Origin of the sequence: Blastococcus xanthinilyticus, assembly GCF_008124835.1 — a bacterium.
Taxonomy (GTDB): Bacteria; Actinomycetota; Actinomycetes; order Mycobacteriales; family Geodermatophilaceae; genus Blastococcus; species Blastococcus xanthinilyticus.
On the sequence record NZ_VNHW01000003.1, the window covers coordinates 325,977 to 345,595 of the forward strand.

The window sequence follows — 19,619 nt, forward strand, 5'->3', positions numbered from 1 at the left end:
GCTACCGGCCGTTCCACCCGTAGCCTCAGGCCGTGAGCACGGCCACCGGGCAGGCACCGACCGCGCCGTCGGGCGTCGACCACCCGTCCCTGGTGCCGGCGCTGCTGCTCGCCGACGCCCTCTCCCCCGCAGCCGGCCCCCGCCCGTCGCGCCGCGGCGTCCGTCGCTCGGTGCGCGACTGGGTGGTCGACGTCAGCCTGTTCCTGCTCGCACTGGTCGTCGGGCTGGTGTTCCTCGCCGAGGCCTCGAGCCGGCCCGACCCCCCACCCGACGGGCTGCTGTTCGCCGACCTGGTGCTCGGGTGCCTGGGTTGCCTGCTGCTGTGGGGACGCCGGCGGTGGCCGGTGGGCACCGCGCTCCTGCTGGCGCTGGTGGGAACCGTCTCGGACATGTCGGGGATCGCGGTGCTCGTCGGGCTGTTCACCGTGGCGGTGCACCGGATCGGGCGACCGGTGCTCGCCGTGGCCACGGCGAACCTGTGCGCGCTCGCGGTGTACGTCTGGCTGCGACCCGACCCGGACCTGCCGGTCCCGGTGTTCGCCGCCCTGTGCGTCTTGGTGATGGCCGCGGTCGTCGCCTGGGGCATGTTCGTGCGGGCGCGCCGCCAGCTCGTGGTGTCGCTGCGCGACCGCGCCGTCCGCACGGAGGCCGAGCAACGGCTGCGCGTGGACCAGGCGCGGCAGCTGGAGCGCACCCGGATCGCCCGGGAGATGCACGACGTGCTGGCCCACCGGCTCTCGCTGCTGAGCATGCACGCCGGGGCGCTGGAGTTCCGGCCCGATGCGCCGCCGGCCGACGTGGCCGCCGCCGCCGGCGTGGTCCGCGCGAGCGCCCGGCAGGCCCTGGAGGACCTGCGCGAGGTGATCGGGGTGCTCCGGGAGTCCGGAGCACCCGGTGCCGTGGAGCCTCCTCAGCCGGCGCTCGGTGACCTGCCGGCGCTCGTCGAGGAGTGCCGTCAGGCCGGCCTGCGCATCCGGGTGGGCTACCGCGTCCCCGAGCTGGCCACCGTGCCCCCGTCGGCGGGGCGCGCGGCCTACCGCGTGGTGCAGGAGGCGCTGACCAACGTGCGCAAGCACGCACCGGGCACCGTGGCCGACGTCCTGGTCGCCGGCGGTGCCGGTACCGGTCTCACCGTCGAGGTGCGCAACCCGCCGCCCGTGGGCGACGAGGCGCCGGGGCACCTGCCGGGCAGCGGCACCGGCCTGGTGGGCCTGCTGGAGCGGGTCAGCCTGGCCGGCGGGACGCTCGAGCACGGCTGGACGCCCGAGGGCGAGTTCCGCCTCCGGGCCGTGCTGCCCTGGCCGGCTCCCGTGGCGGTCGCGTGACCGAGGACGGGCCCGACGTCCGGGTGCTGGTGGTGGACGACGACCCCCTGGTGCGGTCGGCGCTGGCGATGGTGCTCGGTGGCGCGCCCGGCCTCGCGCTGGTCGGCGAGGCGGCCGACGGCGACGAGGTGCCGGCCGCCGTGGCCGGGGCCGCGCCCGACATCGTCCTCATGGACATCCGCATGCCGCGCACCGACGGGCTGACCGCCACCGAGCGGCTCCTGGCCCGCGGCGACGGGCCGCAGGTCATCGTGCTGACCACCTTCGACGCCGACGACCACGTGCTGCGCGCGCTGCGCGCCGGCGCCAGCGGGTTCCTGCTGAAGGACACGCCCCCGGCGGCGATCGTGGACGCCGTCCGCCGCGTCGCCGACGGCGAGCCGATGCTCTCCCCCACCGTCACGCGCCAGCTCATCGCGCACGTCGCCGAGGCGGCGGCGCCGCAGGACGACCCGGAGCAGCGGGCGCGCCCGCTGCTGGCGCGGCTCTCCGAGCGGGAGCGCGAGGTCGCGCTCGCGGTCGGCCGCGGTCTCTCCAACGCCGACATCGCCGCCGAGCTGTACATGAGCGTGGCCACGGTGAAGGCGCACGTCTCCCGGTTGCTCACCAAGCTGGAGGCGGCCAACCGGGTGCAGGTCGCCCTCGTGGTGCACGACGCCGGCCTGCTCTGAGGCTCAGCGCGCCGGGTCGTCCTCCTCGACGCGGCTGAACGTGGCCAGGGACCCCTTCTCGGCGAACGCCGCCCACAGGTTGAAGCCGATGACGCAGACGCCGGCGGCGCACCACAGGACGAGGAAGGCGATGCCCAGCCCGTCGTCGGCGGCGTCGCCGGAGAGCATGCCGACCACGCCGAACACGAGCACCGCGGCCCCGACGACCGCACCGAGGAGCGCGACGGGCTTGCTGGGCTTGTACCGGTACCTGCTCACGACGGCCTCCCGCGTCCTGCTCGCACCGGCTCCGCGTCCCCCGTCCGGCCGGGTGCAGCGTGGCACGGGCGGCGGCGGCCGGCCTGCAGCGGCCGGGGCGCTTCACCCGACGGTGTGCTGGACTAGCCGACGGGCTCTCCGTCCCGGCGACCGGGCCGCTCGGATGCCGGACGGTCCCGCAGCGGGGTTCTCCGACCGCCGGTCGGGTAGGCGTCCGGTCGGACCACCCCCGAGACCGTGGAGGACGACGTGACCGAGAACCGCCCCGACACCGACGAGCACCGGGAGCCGGGCGGCACGCCCTCCCCCGGTCCGGACCACCTGACCGACCGCCCGGTCACGCCGGGCGATGACGGCGCGGCGAAGGCGATCCCAGGGGCCTACGAGGCCGACGAGGCCGAGCGGGAGCGCGGCAAGGCGGTCAAGCCCGGCAACTGATCCCGGCCGCCGCTCAGCACCCGCTCTCCGGCCGGGTGGCCGGGCGCTGCGCCAGGTACCGCTCGACCCCGTCGAGGTAGCAGCCCAGGGCGAACTCGAACTCCGCCTGGAAGCCGTCGTACGCGTCGGCGTCGGCGTCGGCCTCGGTGTCCGGTTGGCCGCCGGGGGCGAACACCCCGGCCGCCACCGCCCGCGCGAGGTGCGGCATGCGGGCGGGGTCGACCAGCACTTCCAGCGCGGTCGCGTACCGCTCGCCGAAGGCGGCCGGGTCCTCGGCGAAGCCGGCGGCGAGGTCGATGCTCAACCGCACCTGCCCGTGGATCAGCGGCAGCACCCCGAGGTAGACGAGGACCTTGTCCTCCTCGTCGATGTCCAGCCCGGCGAAGGCGCTCAGGCCCCGGTCCAGCCAGGCCAGGTTGCGCGGCCCGGCCGGGGGGCCGCTGATCGGGATGTCCCGGTACCAGGGGTGCCGGCGGATGGCCGCCAGCACCTCGCGCGCCCAGGCGGCGACCCGCTCCCGCCACTCCCCCGCCAGCGGCGTCGCGGGTGGCTCCTCCAGCGCCGCATCGGACATCAGCAGCAGCAGCTCGTCCTTGCTGGCGACGTACCGGTAGAGAGCCATGGGCGAGGCGTCGAGCTCGGCGGCCACGCGCGCCATCGACACCGCCGCGAGTCCCTCCGCGTCGGCGAGGCGCACGGCCGCCTCGGTGAGATCGGCGAGCGTCAGCGAGGGCTTCCGACCCCGCCGCGACTCCGGCCGGCGCCCCCAGAGCAGCGCCACGTCGTCGGGCAGCTCCGGCTGCTGGTCGTCCACGGACCTCTCCTCTCCCGCGACACGGTCTTGCCGCGGGAACAGCGTAGGCCGTACGCTTTTATGCGTATGCATAACGCATACGCATCTACTTCGTCAGGAGGAGCCGTGCTCGTCGACGTCGACGCACTGGTCAAGAACTACGGGTCCCGCCGGGTGCTCGACGGGGTGAGCTTCGCCGTTCCCGCGGGATCGGTGCTCGCGCTGCTCGGGCCGAACGGAGCGGGGAAGACCACCACCGTCCGCATCCTGTCCACCCTCACCCGTCCCGACGGCGGCAGCGCCCGGATCGCGGGCCACGACGTCGTCCGCTCCCCCATGGCCGTGCGCGGCCTGATCAGCCTGACCGGCCAGTTCGCCGCGGTCGACGAGCGCCAGACCGGGCGGGAGAACCTGGAGATGATCGGCCGGTTGCGCCGGCTGGGGAGGGTCGGCGCCCGCCGGCGGGCCGCCGAGCTGCTCGACCGCGTCGACCTCGGAGCCGCCGCCGACCGCTTCGTCGAGACGTACTCCGGCGGGATGCGGCGGCGGCTGGACCTGGCCATGAGCCTGGTCGTCCCGCCCGCGGTGCTCTTCCTCGACGAGCCGACGACCGGCCTGGACCCGGTCAGCCGCAGCACGATGTGGACGGCGGTCGGCGAGCTCGTCCGCGACGGCACCACCGTGCTGCTGACCACCCAGTACCTGGAGGAGGCCGACCGCCTCGCCGACCGGGTGGTGCTGATCGACGGCGGCCGGGTGGCCGCCGAGGGCACGCCGGAGGAGCTCAAGTCCCGCCTGGGCGGCGAGCGGCTGCTCCTCGCGTTCCCGGACGGTCCCGCAGCTTCCGCGGCCGTCCGCGCGCTCGCGGCCGACGGCGCCGCGTGCGGTGCGGACGCCCTGACCGCGGTGCTGCCGTCGGACGGCGGAGCGGAGCACCTGCGCCGGGTGCTGGACCGGCTGCACGTCGCCGGGATCCCGGTGACCCGCGTGACGGCGTCGCGCCCATCGCTCGACGACGTGTTCCTCGCCCTCACCGGCGCCGGCACCCAGGAGACCGTGTGACCGCCCCCGCACTCCCCCGCCACCGGTCCGCCGCGCTCGCCGAGAGCCTCGTGCTGGTCGGTCGCAGCGTCCGGCTCAGCCGCCGCGACGTGGAGACGCTGGTCATGGCGATCGCCCTGCCGCTGCTGATGATGGCGCTGTTCGTCTACGTCTTCGGCGGCGCGATCGAGACCGGCGGCGCCTATCTCACCTACGTCGTACCCGGGATCGTCCTGCTCTGCGTGGGGTTCGGGGCGGCCGCCACCGCGCCGGCCGTGGCCGACGACATGGGGCGCGGGATGGTGGACCGGCTGCGGTCCATGCCGGTGGCGGCCGCGGCGCTGGTCACCGGGCACGTGGTGGCCAGCGTCGCCCGGAACGCCCTGGCGACCGGCGTCGTCGTCGCGGCCGCGATCGCCATGGGCTTCCGGCCCGACGCGGAGCCGCTGGAATGGGCCGCCGCGCTGGGGCTGCTCCTGCTGTACGTGCTCGCGCTGTCCGCCCTGGCCGCGGGCCTCGGAGCGCTCGCCTCGAGTGTCCAGTCGGCCAGCGCGCTGACCTTCTTCATGCTCTTCCTGCCCTACCTGAGCAGCGCCTTCGTCCCCACCGGCACGATGCCGGCGGTCCTGCGGGCCGTGGCCGAGCACCAGCCGATCACCCCGGTCATCGAGACGGTGCGCGGGCTCCTCACCGGGGCGCCGATCGGTTCCGCGGGCTGGGCCGCCGTCCTGTGGTGCGTCGGCCTGCTGGTGGTCTCGTCGGGGTTCGCCGCCTGGGCCTACCGGCGGCGCACCCGCCGGTAGGCGCTGGGTCGGGGGCGCCGGGCGGGCGCTGAGTGGGCGGGCGCTGAGTGGGCGGGCGCTGAGTGGGCGGGCGCTGAGCGGGCGGGCGCGGGGTCCGGCGCTCCCCCACCCGCCCGGCCTCCCGCCTGCTCCCCCGGGCGTGCGGTTGACTCCTCCGCGTGGCGGGCGCGGTCGACCTCTGGGACCGGGTCACCGCTCCCGCGGCCGAGCCGACGACGCCGGTCCTGCTGGGCGCGGCGGCCGCGGCGGCGCTGCTGGTGCTGGTCCCCGAGCTCTGGCGCCTCAGCCGGAACGTCGTGACCATCGCGCACGAGGGTGCCCACGGGCTGGTGGCGGCGGCCGCCGGCCGCCGCCTGGCCGGCATCCGGCTGCACTCGGACACCTCGGGCCTCACCGTCTCGGCGGGCCGCCCGTCGGGCCCCGGCATGGTGCTGACCTGCGCGGCCGGCTACACCGGCCCGGCGCTGTTCGGCCTGGGTGCCGCGGCCCTCTACGCGGCCGGACACGCCGTCGGGCTGCTCTGGGCGCTGCTGCTGCTCCTCGCGCTGCTGCTGGTGCAGATCCGCAACTGGTACGGGCTCTGGTCGGTCCTCCTGACCGGCGGGGTCGTCTTCGCCGCCACCTGGTGGCTCCCCCCGGTCGGTCAGTCCGCGTTCGCCGCGCTGGCCACCTGGTTCCTCCTGCTCGCGGCGCCGCGAGCGGTGCTCGAACTGCAGGCCGCCCGCCGGCGTCGTGGCGCTCCGGACTCCGACGCCGACCAGCTGGCCCGCCTGACCGGGCTGCCGGCGATCGCCTGGGTCGGCGCGTTCCTGGTCGTGGATGTTGCTGCACTTGTTCTGGGCGCGAGCTGGCTCGTCGGCTGAACCCCGGTCACAGTCAGTTCGTTGTTGGGGATAACGGTCCTACGCAGACCGCCGGACGTCGCCGGATGTCGCCGGACGGCGCGGACGGATCGGGTGCCGACGAACGGCTGCCGTCAGCCGGCGGCCCGGCGGCGGCGGCGCGGCTCCCGCCCCGGCGGCTGGCGCACCGGCTCGACGGCGGGCGCCGGCGGGACGTCGAGGACCACGTCGCTGTGGTCGACCAGCACGGCGCGGCCGTGGTGCCGGATGTGCAGCGGGTCGCCGTCGACCAGCCGGTAGGTGGCGCGCTCGGGCTCCACCGTGACGGTCAGCCGCCGTCCGCGGTAGACGACGCGGAACCGCAACCGGCGGATGCGCGGCGGCAGCCGCGGGGCGAAGGAGAGCTCTCCCCCGTGGTCGCGCAGGCCGCCGAAGCCGGCCACCGCGACGGTCCAGCCCCCGGCGAGGGAGGCGATGTGCAGCCCGTGCCCGGAGTTGTGGTGCAGGTTCTGCAGATCGGTGAGCGCGGCCTCGGCCCAGTAGTCGTAGGCCAGCTCCAGGTGCCCGGTCTCGGCCGCCACGACGGCCTGCTGGGTGGCCGACAGCGACGAGTCCCGGGTCGTGCGGGCCTCGTAGTAGGCGAAGTCGGCGATCTTCTCCTCCAGGGTGAAGGCGTCGCCGCGCAGGTGCAGGGCCATGACCAGGTCGGCCTGCTTGACCACCTGGCGCCGGTAGATGTCGAAGTAGGGGTAGTTCAGCAGCAGCGGGTACTTGGCCTCCGGCGTCCCGGCGAAGTCCCACTCCTCGTGGTGGGTGAAGCCGTCGGACTGCATGTGCACGCCGCGCTGGGTGTCGTACGGCACCGCCACCAGGGAGGCGGCCCGCAGCCACTCCTCGACCTCCTCCTCCGTCACCGAGAGCCGGCCGGCGACCTCCGGCTGCCGGCGGACCGCGTCGGCCGCGCCGCGCAGGTTCCGCTGGGCCATCAGGTTCGTGTAGACGTTGTTGTCGACGACGGCGGTGTACTCGTCCGGGCCGGTGACCCCGTCGATGCGGAACCCGTGCTCGGCGTCGAAGTGCCCCAGCGACGCCCAGAGCCGCGCCGTCTCGATCAGCAGCTCGGCGCCGTAGTCGCGGTCGAACGCGTCGTCCTCGGTCGCGTCGAGGTAGCGGATGACGGCGTCGGCGATGTCGGCGTTGATGTGGAAGGCCGCCGTTCCCGCCGGCCAGTAGCCCGAGGTCTCCTCGCCGCGGATGGTCCGCCACGGGAACGCCGCCCCGCGCAGGCCGAGCACCCGCGCCCGCTCCCGGGCCAGCGCCAGGGTGGTGTGCCGCCAGGTGAGCGCGTCCCGCGCGGCGTGCGGCGCGGTGTAGGTGAGCACGGGGAGGACGTAGGTCTCGGTGTCCCAGAAGGTGTGCCCGTCGTACCCCGGGCCGGTCAGCCCCTTCGCCGGGATGGCCTGCCGCTCACCGCGCAGCCCGGCCTGCAGGACGTGAAACATGCCCACCCGCACGGCCTGCTGGAGCTCGTCGTCGCCGTCGATCTCGACGTCGGCCTCGTCCCAGTGCTGGTCCAGCAGCTCCCGCTGCTCGCGCAGCAGCCGCTCGAAGCCTGCCAGCTTCGCCGTCGCCAGGGCCGCCTCCACCTGGTCGCGCAGCGCGGCGCCGGAGCGGCGCGAGGACCACCCGTAGGCGAGGAACTTGACCAGCTTGAGCGATCCGCCGGGCGGGATGCGGGCGGCGAGGGTGTAGCGGGCGAGGTCGCCGGCGGCCTCGATGTCCTCGGTGCAGCTGTCGGGGATCTGGATGACGTGGTCCATGCCGGCGGCCATGCGCAGCCGGCTGCGCTTGGTGCGGTGCACCAGGACGGCCCGGCGGCCCCGCCCGGCGGCGATCTCGCACTCCAGCGGGCGGGCGAGGGCCGCCGCCGCCCGCGGGTCGCCCTCGTCGGAGGGCGCGCCGTCGTCGTTGGCCAGCAGGTCCGACTGCAGGGCGACGTAGAGGTCACCGAGGTCGTCGGCGATCTCCACCTGGTACTCGATCGCGGCGATCGACCGTCGCGCCAGCGACACCAGGCGGGTGCTGGTCACCCGCACCGTCCGCCCGCTGGGCGAGCGCCACTCGGTGGACCGGCGCAGCACCCCGGCGCGCAGGTCGAGGGTGCGCCGGTGCTCGACGACCTCGCCGTAGTTGAGGTCCAGCGGCGAGTCCCTGACCAGGAGCCGGATCAGCTTGCCGTCGGTCACGTTCACCACGGTCTGCCCCATCTCGGGGAAGCCGTAGCCGGCCTCGGCGTAGGGCAGCGGCCGTTCCTCGAAGAAGCCGTTGAGGTAGGTGCCGGGGACGACGACCGGCTCGCCCTCCTCCAGCGAGCCGCGCATGCCGAGGTGCCCGTTGGCCAGGGCGAACACCGACTCGTGGACGCCGAGGCTGTCGCGGTCCAGCCCCACCTCGGTCAGTGCCCACGGCTCGACGGGGAAGACCGCCCGGCCCTCCGTCACGGCCGGTCCAGCAGCTCGGCCAGGTCGGTGACGACGACGTCGGCGCCGGACTCCCGCAGCCCGTCGGCATGGCCCACCCGGTCCACCCCGACGACGTGCGCGAAGCCGCCGGCCCGTCCGGCGGCGACCCCGGCCAGGGCGTCCTCGAACACCACGGCCTCCTCCGGCGTCACCCCGAGCGCGCGGGCCCCGGCGAGGAAGGTGTCGGGCGCCGGCTTGCCCGCCAGCCCCTGCTCCCGCGCGACGACGCCGTCCACCCGGGTGTCGATCAGGTCGGCGAAGCCGCCGGCGGCCACCACCTGCTCGCCGTTCGCCGAGGCGGTCACGACCGCGGTGGCCAGGCCGGCCTCCTTCACCGCCCGCAGGTAGCGGACCGAGCCCTCGTACACCTCGACGCCGTGCTCCTCGAGCTCCTGCTGCACCAGCTCGTTCTTGCGGGTGGCCACCCCCTGCACGGTGTCCGCGTCCGGGGCGTCGCCCAGCTCGCCCTCCGGCAGGTCGATGCCGCGGCTGGCCAGGAAGTCGCGGACGCCGTCGGCGCGCGGCTTCCCGTCCACGTGCCGGTTGTAGTCCTCCTGCGTGAACTCCGCGGCGCCGGGATCGCGGGAGCGCAGGAAGTCGTCGAACGTGCGCTTCCAGGCCGCCATGTGGACCGTCGCCGTCCGGGTGAGGACGCCGTCGAGGTCGAACAGGCAGGCCCGGACGCCGTCCGGGAGGCCGAGGGATCGCGGAGAGGACACGCCGAGACGCTACCGGCGCCCGGCGCCGCGCACGTGTCGGGACGGCGGCGGTCCGGTATCGGGCGGCGGGATCGGCACCGGGCGGCCGACGCGCGTGCCGGGGCCCGGCTGCCTAGGGTCCGACGGGGACGGCGCGCATCCGACCTGCCCGTTCCACCGCTACCCCGACATCCACCCCTGTCCCCACCGACGAGAGGACCACCATGGCCGACCGGCCCACCCCGCCCGACCCCTACGACTTCCTGCCGCAGGTCCCGGGCTTCAGCGTGACCAGCAGCGACGTGTCCGAGGGCCAGGCGCTGCCGATGCCGCACGTCAGCGGCGTCATGGGCGCCGGCGGCGAGGACCGGTCGCCGCAGCTGTCGTGGTCGGGGTTCCCCGAGGGCACCCGCAGCTTCGCGGTCACCGTCTTCGACCCCGACGCGCCCACGGCCAGCGGCTTCTGGCACTGGGCGGTGGCCAACATCCCGGCCGCGGTGACCGAACTGCCCTCCGGCGCCGGGGACAAGGACGCTCCCCGGCTGCCCGACGGCGCGATCCAGCTGCGCAACGACGGCGGCTTCGCCGGGTTCGTGGGGGCCGCTCCCCCGGCCGGGCACGGCCCGCACCGCTACTTCGTCGTGGTGCACGCGGTGGACACCGACCGGCTCGACGTCGACGCGGACACGACCCCGGCGGTGCTCGGGTTCAACCTGTTCTTCCACACGCTGGCGCGCGCGACGCTGGTCGCGACGTACGAGCAGGAGTGAGGACCGCCGCTGCGCAGGCAACCGACTGCGCAGCGGCACGGCCCACCCGCCGGCGGGCGCCGGACGCCCTCTCGCGCGTGCGGAACCGGCCGGCGGGGCAGAACTGAGGCGTGCACCATCCAGTAGCCCCCCGCCGAGCCGGCCCCGCGCGGGTCGCCGGGATCGCGGTGCCGCTGGCCGGGCTGCTCGTGCTGCTGCTGGCGGGCGCGGGACCGGCCGGCGCCGGCGGCGCGCCGCCGGAGCACACGATCACCTCCGCCGTGCGGGCCTTCGGGGAAGAGGGTTCGCTGGCGGTGGCGGTCGCCCGCCAGCGCGTCCGCGCCACCGAGGGCAGCATCCGGGCGATCGAGGCGAGCACGGCGCGGCGCGCCGCCTACGGCTCCGACAACGGCCCGGCGGCCGCCCGGCCGCTCCCCACCGCGTCGCTGGTGAAGCTCTTCATGGCCGAGGACATCCTCACCCGGGCGCGCGCGGGCTCGGTGGTGCTCTCGGCCGGGGAGCGCGACCTGCTCCGCGACATGATCCGCCGCTCCGACGATCCGGCGGCCTCCGCGCTCTGGGTGCGGTTCGACGGCACCCGGATGGTGCGCGCCGTGGCCGACCGCTACGACCTCTCCGGCACCGGCCCCCCGCCCGCCGAGATCCCCGGCCAGTGGGGGCAGGCGATCACCACGGCGCGGGACGTCGCGCGCTTCCTGGCGCTGCTGCCCGTCGTCGCCCACCCGGACGACGCGGAGACGCTCCTGCGCTGGATGCGGGAGGCGACCCCCGCCGCCGCCGACGGCTTCGACCAGCGGTTCGGGCTCTTCGGCACGCTCCCCGGCGAACCGGCGGTCAAGCAGGGCTGGATGTGCTGCGTGGACGGTCAGCGGCACCTGCACTCGGTGGCGGTGCTCGGCACCCGGGTGGTCGTCCTGCTCAGCGAGGTCCCGCGGTCGGTCGGCTACGGGACCGCGCGGGCCGCGCTCACCGCGGCCGGGGCCGCGGTGGCGGCCGGCACCGGCTCCCCGGGTGGGAGGTGAGCCGGCGCGCCGGTCACTCCCCCGCCCGCAGCTCCGCCACCCCGGTGGTGGCCAGCCGGGCGAAGCCGATGCGCTCGTAGACCCGCGCGACGTCGTCGTCGCCGGCGGCGAGGAACACCAGGTCGGCGGTCTCCCGGGCGTGCGCGACCAGCGCGGAGACGACCCCGGCGCCCAGCCCCCGGCCGCGCAGCCGCGGCAGCGTGGCCACCCCGACGATCTCGCTGACCTCCGTGCCGTCGATGTCGACCGGCTGGTGCGAGCCCACGGCGACCGGCGACCCGTTCTCCTTGGCGACCACCATGACCGTGCGGCCCCCGGCGATCCGCTCCCGCAGCACGGCGGTGCGCGCGACGGCCTCCGGAGAGGTGTCGACGGGGATCTCGTGCACGTCCGCCACGCCGCCGGGGTGGGCGAACGCGACGACCGCCAGCTGCTGGTAGTAGGGCAGCTCGGGGTCGTCGGCGCCGACGAGGAACAGCCGCACCCCCGCCGGGAGCACCAGGTCGACGGCGTCGTCGGCCACGAGCAGCGGCAGCTCCTCCACCGCCATCCCGGCGGCCCGCGCCGCCGCGCCGACCTCCGGCGAGCACTCCGGCACCCACTCCAGGGCCGTGGGCAGGCCGGCGGCCTCCTGCAGGGCCAGCGCCGCGCGGACGTCGTCGGCGGTCACCGGGCCGGCGTCCCGGCGCGGCCGGGCGGGATAGGGCCAGGTCGGGTCGGCGAGGGGGACGTCGAGCGCCCCCGCGGTCTCGATGCGCGCATCCGGGAGGGGAGCGACGGCGAAGTACCGCTCGATGCACTCGAGCAGTCCCGGGCGGGAAGGCACGCCCCGACCCTAGACGGCGGCGGTCCCCACCGCGTGCTCCGCTGCGCCGTCGGCGGCCCCGCCCACACCCGCGGGTGACCCGCGCGCAGGTCGCCGCACGGCCAGACGGCACCATGGGCCGGGTGACGGCTGGAACTCGTGGCTCCATCTCGCCCTACGCGGTGTTCGACCGCGACTCGTGGCGGGCCCTGGCGGCCGGCACCAGCCTCCCGCTGGACGCCGCCGAGCTCGACACCCTGGCCTCCCTCGGGGACCGGATCGACCTCGACGAGGTGGCGACGGTCTACCTGCCGCTCGCCCGGCTGCTGAGCCTGCACGTCACGGCCAGCCGCCGGCTGTGGGCGGCGCAGAGCGACTTCCTCGGCGACGCCACCGCCAAGGTGCCGTTCGTCATCGCCGTCGCCGGCAGCGTCGCCGTCGGGAAGAGCACCACCGCCCGCCTGCTCCAGACCCTGCTGGCCGCGACCCCGGGCGCCCACCGGGTCGACCTGGTCACCACCGACGGCTTCCTCCTGCCCAACGCGGTCCTGGACGAGCGCGGGCTGCTGGGGCGCAAGGGCTTTCCGGAGAGCTACGACCGCCGGGCGCTGCTGCGCTTCCTGGCTGACGTGAAGTCCGGCCGCGAGGAGGTCTTCGCGCCGGTCTACGACCACCAGTCCTACGACATCGTGCCGGGACAGGTGCAGGCCGTCGACCGGCCGGACATCCTGGTCCTCGAGGGGCTCAACGTCCTGCAGGCCGGGCGGCGCACCGACGGCTCGGCCCCGGAGATCTTCCTGTCGGACTTCTTCGACTTCTCGGTCTACGTCGACGCCGCCGAGGCCGACATCCAGCGCTGGTACGTCGAGCGCTTCCTCGCGCTGCGCCGCACGGCCTTCCAGGACAGCACCGCCTACTTCCACCGCTTCGCCGGTCTCAGCGACGAGCAGGCCCGGGAGACGGCCCTGGACATCTGGTCGGCGGTGAACGGGCCGAACCTGCGCGACAACATCGCCCCCACCCGGTCGCGGGCGCGCCTGGTGCTGCAGAAGTCCGCCGACCACTCCGTGCGCCGGGTGCTGCTGCGCAAGCTGTGAACCGGCGCGGCGCGCCGGCGGGCGCCCGCCGCGGGCCGGTCATGGCAGGAACTGCCGACCCGGACGGGTGACTCGGTGACCCGGATCACGTGACCTCGACCCCCGGTCGTGCCGACACTGGAAGAGTCCGGTAATCGGGCGAGTACCACCAGTGACTGCCGGCTTCTCCCCGGCGGAACGGATGTCCTGCCATGTGCACCCACCGCACCCCCTGTCCCGACCCCGCCAGCGACGCGCGCGACCTCGCCGCCGTGGTACGTAGCCGACCCGAGCAGGGCTGGCGCCTGCTCTGCAACGGTGTGGTCCTGTTCGACGACGACGGCGGGCTGCTGCCCGACGGCCGGGCTTTCGCCGACCACCACGTGTGGCTGGCCCCCGAGCTCGCCAGGGCCTAGCCCCGCGGCTGCTCGCCGGGCTCCGGGTGCTCCGGCCCCGCCGCCTGGCGAGCCACCTGCTCCAGCCGGTCGCGGTACTCCCGCCACCACCGGTCGTCCTGCTCCGGCAGGTTGTCGCCCACCGAGTCGAAGCCCACCGAGCCGTCGATCAGCTCGCGGACGATGTCGGCGTGCCCGGCGTGCCGGTGGGTCTCGGCGATCACGTGCACGATCACGCGGTTCAGCGTCACGTCGGCGCCGCCGTCCCCCCACCACGGCACCCGACCGGCGGCGTCGAGCGCGAGCGCCGCGATCGTCGCGTCGGACCGGGCCCAGGCCGCGCGGTACCCGGCCACGAGGTCCGCCCGGCGCTCCGCCGACGTGGCCCACATGTCCGAGTTCGGCCCGGCGTCCTCGTCGAACCACGCCTCGATGCCGGGGGCCGGGCGGCCGAAGACGGGGCCGAAGTACCCCAGCTCGACGAAGGTCAGGTGCTTGACCAGGCCGAGCAGGTTCGTGCCGGTCGGGGTGAGCGGCCGGCGGACGTCGTACTCCGACAGCCCGTCCATCTTCCACAGCAGCGTGTCGCGGCCCTGCTGCAGATAGCTCCGCAGGGAGGTCCGGGCGTCGGTCATGCCGGCACCCTGCCACGGGGCGCCGACGTTCCGGGCCCCGTCGATCACGCGCGGGCGCCGTCGATCACGCCCGGGCGCCCACCACGTCGGCCGCCGTGCCGAGGTCGTCGGGGGCGCCCTGGCTCCGGCCGGGCACGGTGCCGTCGCCCGGTGCCGCCGTCCCTCGCTCCGCCGGCTGCCCGTCCTCCGGTGCCTCGGGGTCGGCGAACGCCTCCGGCGGCGGGCAGGAGCACACCAGGTTGCGGTCGCCGTAGGCCTGGTCGATCCGCCGGACCGGGCTCAGGTAGCTCCGGCCGCGCAGCCCGGGCACGGGGTGCACCGCCGTGCTCCGCGGGTACGGGCGCGCCCACTCCCCCGCCAGCATCGCCAGCGTGTGCGGCGCGTTGCGGAGCGGGTTGTCGGTGCGGTCGTACTCCCCGGTGGCGACCTTCTCGATCTCGGCGCGGATGGCGATCATCGCCGCCACGAACCGGTCCAGCTCGGCCTTGTCCTCGCTCTCGGTCGGCTCGACCATGAGCGTCCCGGCCACCGGGAAGCTCATCGTCGGCGCGTGGAACCCGAAGTCGATCAGCCGCTTGGCGATGTCGTCGTTGGTGATGCCGGTCGCCTTGGTCAGCGGCCGGATGTCGAGGATGCACTCGTGGGCCACCAGCCCGTTCCCGCCGGTGTAGAGCACCGGGTAGTGCTCCCGCAGGCGGGTGGCCACGTAGTTGGCCGCCAGGATCGCGTGCTGGGTGGCCCGCGTCAGGCCGTCGGGGCCCATCAGGCGCAGGTACGCCCAGGAGATCGGCAGGATGTCCGCCGAACCCCACGGCGCCGCGGAGACGACCGGGCCGTCGCTGCCGGTGCCGACGACGGGGTGCCCCGGCAGGAACGGCACCAGGTGCTCGGCGACGCCGATGGGGCCCACGCCGGGGCCACCGCCGCCGTGCGGGATGCAGAAGGTCTTGTGCAGGTTCAGGTGGCTCACGTCGGAGCCGAACCGGCCCGGGCGGGCGAGCCCCACCATGGCGTTGAGGTTGGCGCCGTCGACGTAGACCTGGCCGCCGGCGTCGTGCACCGCGGCGCAGATGTCGCGCACGTCGGTCTCGAACACCCCGTGCGTCGACGGGTAGGTGATCATGATCGCGGCCAGCCGCTCGGCGTGCTGCGCCACCTTGCCGCGCAGGTCCGCCAGGTCGACGTTGCCGGCCTCGTCGCAGGCCACCACGACCACCCGCATGCCGGCCATCACCGCGCTGGCGGCGTTCGTGCCGTGGGCGGAGCTGGGGATGAGGCAGACGTCGCGCTGCTCGTCGCCCCGGGAGCGGTGGTAGCCCCGGATGGCCAGCAGGCCGGCGAACTCGCCCTGCGACCCCGCGTTGGGCTGGACGCTCACCGCCGCGTACCCGGTCACCTCGGCCAACCCGGAGCACAGCTCCTCGATCAGCTGCGCGTAGCCGCGGGCCTGCTCCACGGGCGCGAAGGGGTGCAGGCCGGCGAACTCCGGCCAGGTGATGGCGGCCATCTCGGTCGCCGCGTTGAGCTTCATCGTGCACGAGCCCAGCGGGATCATCGTGCGGTCCAGCGCCAGGTCCTTGTCGCTCAGCGAGCGCAGGTAGCGCAGCATCGCCGTCTCGGAGCGGTGGGCCGAGAACACCGGGTGGGTGAGGAACGGCGTCCGGCGGCGCAGCTCCGCCGGGAGCGCGTCGGCGCCCTCGTCGTCGAGCAGCGCGTCGTCGGCGGCCACGCCGAAGGCCGCGGCGACCGCCCGGAGGATCTCCGGCGTCGTCGTCTCGTCGCAGGCGACGGCCACGGTGTCCGCGTCGACCCGCCGCAGGTTGATCCGCCGCTGCGCCGCGGCGGCCACGACCTCGCCGGCCCGGCCGGGCACCGACACCTCGAGCGTGTCGAAGAACGACGCGTGCCGCAGCTCCAGGCCACCGGCGCGCAGCCACCCGGCCAGGGTGGTCGCGCTGCGGTGCACGCGGGCGGCGATGCCGGTCAGGCCCTCGGGCCCGTGGTAGACGGCGTAGGCGCCGGCCATCACCGCCAGCAGCACCTGGGCGGTGCAGATGTTGCTCGTCGCCTTCTCCCGGCGGATGTGCTGCTCCCGCGTCTGCAGCGCCAGCCGGTAGGCGACGTCGCCGTCGGCGTCGACCGAGACGCCGACCAGCCGGCCGGGCAGCTGCCGGGCCAGGCCCTCGCGCACCGACAGGTAGCCGGCGTGCGGGCCGCCGTAGCCCATGGGGACGCCGAAGCGCTGGGTGGTGCCGCAGGCGACGTCCGCGCCCCACTCCCCCGGCGCCTCGAGCAGCGTGAGGGCGAGCAGGTCGGCGGCGACGACGACGGAGGCCCCGGCGTCGTGGGCGGCCGCGACCAGCGCGCGGTGGTCGCGGACGGCGCCGCTCGCGCCCGGGTAGGACAGCAGCACGCCGAACGCACCGGCCTCGGGCAGGTCGGCCGGCCACCCGGCGGAGAGGTCGGTGACGTGCAGCCGGATGCCGAGCGGCTCGGCGCGGGTCCGGAGGACGCCGAGGGTCTGCGGCAGGGTGTCCTCGTCGACGACGAACACGGCGTCGGCCTTGGCTCGGCCCGCCCGGCGGACCAGCGTCATGGCCTCGGCCGCGGCGGTGGCCTCGTCCAGCATCGAGGCGCCGGCGACCGGCAGACCGGTCAGGTCGGCGACCGTCGTCTGGAAGTTGATCAGCGCCTCCAGCCGGCCCTGGCTGATCTCGGGCTGGTACGGCGTGTACGCGGTGTACCAGGCCGGGTTCTCCAGGACGGTGCGCTGGATGACCGGCGGGGTGACGGTGCCGGAGTAGCCCAGCCCGATCATCGAGGTGAACACCTCGTTGGCCGCGGCGCGCTCGCGCAGCAGCGCCAGGACGGTCGCCTCGTCGGCCGCCGGCGGCAGGGCCAGCGGCGCGCGGTCCCGGACGCTCTCGGGGACGCAGGCGTCGACCAGGGACTCCAGCGAGCCGTGGCCGACCACCTCCAGCATCGCCGCGGTGTCGGCGGGGCGCGGCCCGATGTGGCGGCCGGCGAAGGAGCCGGCGGGGTGGAGGGCGTTCAGCGAGGGCAGCGGCCCGACGAGCGGCGGAGGGGTCGCCCCCGCCCTCCCGTCCGCGGCGGCACGGTCGGTCACTGCTGCGACGCTACCAGCGACCCGTTCCGACGAGCGGGAGACCGGAGGCCGCCCCGACGAGCGGGGGCCCGGAGGCTGCCCCGAGGAGGGGCGGGACGCAGGACGAAGACGCTGGGACGCACGCCGCCCCGCGAGGCCGGCCCGACGAGCGGGGGCCCGGAGGGTCCCCCGAGGAGAGGACGGAGAAGAGCTCCACGCAGAGGGGGAACGGCACGTGGCCGCGGTGGTCGTCCGGAGGACGACAGATCACATAGCGCGGCGGCGCCGGCGCATGGACAGCTCGTCGTCGGAGGGGACGACCTGCCCGCCGTCGATCCGCTCGGCGGGGAGCTCGGCGAGCTCGCCGGAGAGCTCCCGCAGCGCACCGGAGACGGCGATGCCGAAGACCCCCTGGCCACCGGCGAGCAGGTCGACGACCTCCTCCGCGGAGGTGCACTCGTAGACGGTGGCGCCGTCGGAGAAGAGCGTGACGTTGGCCAGCTCCTTGACCCCGCGCTGGCGCAGGTGGTCGACGGCCTTGCGGATGTTCTGCAGCGAGACGCCGGTGTCCAGCAGCCGCTTGACGACCTTGAGGACGAGGATGTCGCGGAAGGAGTACAGCCGCTGCGTGCCCGATCCGGTCGCGCTGCGCACCGACGGGGCGACCAGGCCGGTGCGAGCCCAGTAGTCCAGCTGGCGGTAGGTGATGCCGGCAGCGGCGCAGGCGGTCGGGCCCCGGTAGCCGACGAGGTCGGTGTCGACCTCGTCGTACTGCGGTGCCCCGACGGCGGCGTCGCTGAACAGCTGACCTTGCGAGCCGTTGCCCTGGTCGCTCACGTCCAGCGTCCTCCTCAGTCCCACCACGCCTGCGGCAGGTCGACGGTTCGGCACCTTGAGTGACCTCAGGTGTCACACCGTTGTTGTTCGCCGACGGTAAGCCGGGCACCGGGGCCGGTCAACTGAGCGGGGCGGCGTGTCGCCACACCCGCCCCATTTCGGGTGATGTGCGGCCGCGGCCTGCCGATAGGTACCTGATGGCCCCCGGTCGCCGGCGCCGGGCCACCGGCTAGGCGGAGCCGCCGGATCCCGAGCCGGCGCCGAAGTCCTCCGGGGAGATCTGGTCGAGGAACTCGCGGAACTTCTCCACCTCGTCCTCCTGCTCGTCCGGGATCTCGATGCCGACCTCGTCGAGCAGGTCGTCGGCGCCGAAGATCGGCGCCCCGGTGCGTACCGCCAGGGCCACGGCGTCCGAGGGGCGGGCGCTGACCACCCGCTCGTCGCCGAACACCAGCTCGGCGATGTAGATACCGTCGCGCATCTCGGTGATGTTGACCGCCTCGAGCTCGGCACCCAGCGTCCGCACCACCTCGCGCAGCAGGTCGTGGGTCATCGGGCGGGCCGGGCGCACGCCCTGCTGCTCGAAGGCGATCGCCGCCGCCTCGACGGCCCCGATCCAGATGGGCAGGTACCGCTCCCCCTGCGTCTCCTTCAGCAGCAGGATCGGCTGGTTGCCGGGCAGTTCGACGCGGACGCCGACGACTCGAAGCTCCTGCACGGTGCGGCTCCCTCGGCTGCGGCCCGGACTCGGGCGGGACGAACTGGTGTGACGGCGCCGGCGACTCGTCGGTACGCCGGTCGGACCCGGACTGCGACGGGTCCACGGTACGCCCGCGGTCAGGGCCGCAGGAGGTCGCGCAGCCGCGTCTCGAGCAGCGCCGTGTGCAGCTGCGCGGACAGCGCGGCGAGTTCCCGCAGCTTCTCGGTGGCCCGGGTGCGCGCCTCCTCCGAACGCGCCCGGAGCACCGGAGCGACCAGCTGCTCGACCAGCCCGGCCTCCCGCTCGACCGCGCTGCGGTAGACCCGCAGGTGGCGCGGCTCGACGCCGTGCCGGGCGAGGCCCGCGGCCGCCCGGGCGATCGGCAGGTCCGCGACGGGGTGCCGGCCCGCCGCGTCGGTGGACAGCAGGCCGAACTGCACGCAGTCGGCCAGCTGCTCCGGCTCCAGACCGGCGGCCCGGGCGAACTGCTCCGCGGTCAGCGGGGCCGCCGCGTCCTCGTCGGTCGACGCCGGGGGCAGCGGCGCCGACCCACCGGTGGATCCGGGCAGCGGCTCGCCGCGGTCGAGCGCGTCCAGGTGGTCCTTGATGACGCGCAGCGGCAGGTAGTGGTCCCGCTGGGCGGTCAGCACGTACCGCAGCCGGCTGACGTCGGCCCGGGAGAACTTCCGGTAGCCCGACGGCGTCCGCTGCGGGTGGACCAGGTCCTCGGACTCGAGGTACCGGATCTTGCTGATCGTCACGTCGGGGAAGTCGTCGCGCAGCACAGCCAGCACCTCGCCGATGGTCAGGCGTGGTGCGTGCTGGTCGCCGGCGTCCCCGAGCGCGCGCTCACGCTCGGGCACGGCGGTCACGCCCCTCTCT

20 protein-coding genes are annotated in these 19,619 nt (G+C 75.2%); 10 read left to right on the forward strand and 10 right to left on the reverse strand.

The genetic code is table 11. The features are described from left to right. Positions 1-32: 32 nt before the first annotated feature. Both BD833_RS06770 and BD833_RS06775 read left to right on the forward strand, forming a co-directional pair. Positions 33-1,325, forward strand: a complete 1,293-nt coding sequence (locus BD833_RS06770) for a sensor histidine kinase (protein WP_208092387.1) — start codon at positions 33-35, stop codon at positions 1,323-1,325. After that, positions 1,322-1,996 carry a response regulator gene (locus tag BD833_RS06775; protein ID WP_243737495.1) on the forward strand — a complete coding sequence of 225 codons (675 nt, stop codon included), beginning with the start codon at positions 1,322-1,324 and terminating at the stop codon, positions 1,994-1,996. Before BD833_RS06770 ends, BD833_RS06775 begins: the two co-directional genes overlap by 4 nt. 3 nt (positions 1,997-1,999) lie before the next feature. Here the strand turns inward: BD833_RS06775 and BD833_RS06780 are convergent, their stop codons facing one another. Then, positions 2,000-2,254: a hypothetical protein gene (locus BD833_RS06780; RefSeq protein ID WP_166532343.1), complete on the reverse strand. Its 255-nt coding sequence runs from the start codon at positions 2,252-2,254 to the stop codon at positions 2,000-2,002. 249 nt (positions 2,255-2,503) lie between these two features. Between BD833_RS06780 and BD833_RS06785 the strand changes: the two genes are divergently transcribed. Beyond that, positions 2,504-2,692 carry a hypothetical protein gene (locus BD833_RS06785; RefSeq protein WP_166532344.1) on the forward strand — a complete coding sequence of 63 codons (189 nt, stop codon included), beginning with the start codon at positions 2,504-2,506 and terminating at the stop codon, positions 2,690-2,692. Between the two features lie 13 nt (positions 2,693-2,705). Here BD833_RS06785 and BD833_RS06790 read toward each other — a convergent pair whose 3' ends face one another. Beyond that, complete coding sequence (locus tag BD833_RS06790; RefSeq protein WP_243737496.1) at positions 2,706-3,506, reverse strand: TetR/AcrR family transcriptional regulator; 801 nt, start codon at positions 3,504-3,506, stop codon at positions 2,706-2,708. Between the two features lie 105 nt (positions 3,507-3,611). Here BD833_RS06790 and BD833_RS06795 point away from each other — a divergent pair, with 105 nt between their 5' ends. The 3 genes from BD833_RS06795 to BD833_RS06805 all read left to right on the forward strand — a co-directional run bounded on the left by BD833_RS06795 (position 3,612) and on the right by BD833_RS06805 (position 6,192). Beyond that, a complete protein-coding gene (locus BD833_RS06795) occupies positions 3,612-4,547 on the forward strand; it encodes an ATP-binding cassette domain-containing protein (protein WP_243737497.1) in 936 nt (311 codons plus the stop codon). Then, positions 4,544-5,329: an ABC transporter permease gene (locus BD833_RS06800; RefSeq protein WP_166532347.1), complete on the forward strand. Its 786-nt coding sequence runs from the start codon at positions 4,544-4,546 to the stop codon at positions 5,327-5,329. Before BD833_RS06795 ends, BD833_RS06800 begins: the two co-directional genes overlap by 4 nt. A 158-nt stretch (positions 5,330-5,487) precedes the next feature. Continuing rightward, complete coding sequence (locus BD833_RS06805) at positions 5,488-6,192, forward strand: M50 family metallopeptidase (RefSeq protein WP_166532348.1); 705 nt, start codon at positions 5,488-5,490, stop codon at positions 6,190-6,192. A gap of 113 nt (positions 6,193-6,305) precedes the next feature. Here BD833_RS06805 and BD833_RS06810 read toward each other — a convergent pair whose 3' ends face one another. Together BD833_RS06810 and BD833_RS06815 are read right to left on the reverse strand one after the other, a co-directional pair. After that, a complete protein-coding gene (locus tag BD833_RS06810; protein WP_166532349.1) occupies positions 6,306-8,672 on the reverse strand; it encodes a glycoside hydrolase family 65 protein in 2,367 nt (788 codons plus the stop codon). Continuing rightward, positions 8,669-9,412 carry a beta-phosphoglucomutase family hydrolase gene (locus BD833_RS06815; protein WP_166532350.1) on the reverse strand — a complete coding sequence of 248 codons (744 nt, stop codon included), beginning with the start codon at positions 9,410-9,412 and terminating at the stop codon, positions 8,669-8,671. Before BD833_RS06815 ends, BD833_RS06810 begins: the two co-directional genes overlap by 4 nt. A gap of 203 nt (positions 9,413-9,615) precedes the next feature. Between BD833_RS06815 and BD833_RS06820 the strand changes: the two genes are divergently transcribed. Both BD833_RS06820 and BD833_RS06825 read left to right on the forward strand, forming a co-directional pair. Continuing rightward, the gene (locus tag BD833_RS06820) at positions 9,616-10,161 is read left to right on the forward strand and encodes a YbhB/YbcL family Raf kinase inhibitor-like protein (RefSeq protein WP_166532351.1); all 546 of its coding nucleotides are present in this window, start codon (positions 9,616-9,618) and stop codon (positions 10,159-10,161) included. Between the two features lie 110 nt (positions 10,162-10,271). After that, positions 10,272-11,183 carry a serine hydrolase gene (locus BD833_RS06825; protein WP_166532352.1) on the forward strand — a complete coding sequence of 304 codons (912 nt, stop codon included), beginning with the start codon at positions 10,272-10,274 and terminating at the stop codon, positions 11,181-11,183. 13 nt (positions 11,184-11,196) lie between these two features. Here BD833_RS06825 and BD833_RS06830 read toward each other — a convergent pair whose 3' ends face one another. Beyond that, the gene (locus BD833_RS06830; RefSeq protein WP_166532353.1) at positions 11,197-12,009 is read right to left on the reverse strand and encodes a GNAT family N-acetyltransferase; all 813 of its coding nucleotides are present in this window, start codon (positions 12,007-12,009) and stop codon (positions 11,197-11,199) included. A 113-nt stretch (positions 12,010-12,122) separates the two neighbouring features. Between BD833_RS06830 and coaA the strand changes: the two genes are divergently transcribed. Together coaA and BD833_RS06840 are read left to right on the forward strand one after the other, a co-directional pair. Beyond that, a complete protein-coding gene (gene coaA / locus BD833_RS06835; RefSeq protein ID WP_166532450.1) occupies positions 12,123-13,085 on the forward strand; it encodes a type I pantothenate kinase in 963 nt (320 codons plus the stop codon). A gap of 191 nt (positions 13,086-13,276) precedes the next feature. Beyond that, on the forward strand, positions 13,277-13,480 hold the full coding sequence (locus BD833_RS06840) for a DUF5999 family protein (RefSeq protein ID WP_166532354.1): 204 nt from the start codon (positions 13,277-13,279) through the stop codon (positions 13,478-13,480). Here the strand turns inward: BD833_RS06840 and BD833_RS06845 are convergent. The 5 genes from BD833_RS06845 to ftsR all read right to left on the reverse strand — a co-directional run bounded on the left by BD833_RS06845 (position 13,477) and on the right by ftsR (position 19,609). Continuing rightward, entirely contained in the window at positions 13,477-14,094 is a 618-nt protein-coding gene (locus BD833_RS06845) for a DinB family protein (protein WP_166532355.1), read from the reverse strand. The genes BD833_RS06840 and BD833_RS06845 overlap by 4 nt on opposite strands. 64 nt (positions 14,095-14,158) lie before the next feature. Next, positions 14,159-17,221, reverse strand: a complete 3,063-nt coding sequence (gene gcvP, locus BD833_RS06850; RefSeq protein ID WP_208092388.1) for an aminomethyl-transferring glycine dehydrogenase — start codon at positions 17,219-17,221, stop codon at positions 14,159-14,161. A 246-nt stretch (positions 17,222-17,467) separates the two neighbouring features. After that, positions 17,468-18,037, reverse strand: a complete 570-nt coding sequence (locus BD833_RS06855; protein WP_166532356.1) for a MerR family transcriptional regulator — start codon at positions 18,035-18,037, stop codon at positions 17,468-17,470. 229 nt (positions 18,038-18,266) lie between these two features. Beyond that, the gene (locus BD833_RS06860) at positions 18,267-18,755 is read right to left on the reverse strand and encodes a bifunctional nuclease family protein (RefSeq protein ID WP_166532357.1); all 489 of its coding nucleotides are present in this window, start codon (positions 18,753-18,755) and stop codon (positions 18,267-18,269) included. Positions 18,756-18,874: 119 nt separating this feature from the next. Further along, positions 18,875-19,609, reverse strand: coding sequence for a transcriptional regulator FtsR (ftsR, locus tag BD833_RS06865; RefSeq protein ID WP_208092389.1), 735 nt, complete (start codon positions 19,607-19,609; stop codon positions 18,875-18,877). Positions 19,610-19,619 lie beyond the last annotated feature (10 nt).

What these genes read in the sequence shown, in the direction of transcription:
- BD833_RS06845 (WP_166532355.1), bottom strand. Translation starts at nt 14,094, where the DNA reads ATGACCGACGCCCGGACCTCCCTGCGGAGCTATCTGCAGCAGGGCCGC.
- coaA (WP_166532450.1), top strand. Translation starts at nt 12,123, where the DNA reads ATGGGCCGGGTGACGGCTGGAACTCGTGGCTCCATCTCGCCCTACGCG.
- BD833_RS06820 (WP_166532351.1), top strand. Translation starts at nt 9,616, where the DNA reads ATGGCCGACCGGCCCACCCCGCCCGACCCCTACGACTTCCTGCCGCAG.
- BD833_RS06840 (WP_166532354.1), top strand. Translation starts at nt 13,277, where the DNA reads ATGTGCACCCACCGCACCCCCTGTCCCGACCCCGCCAGCGACGCGCGC.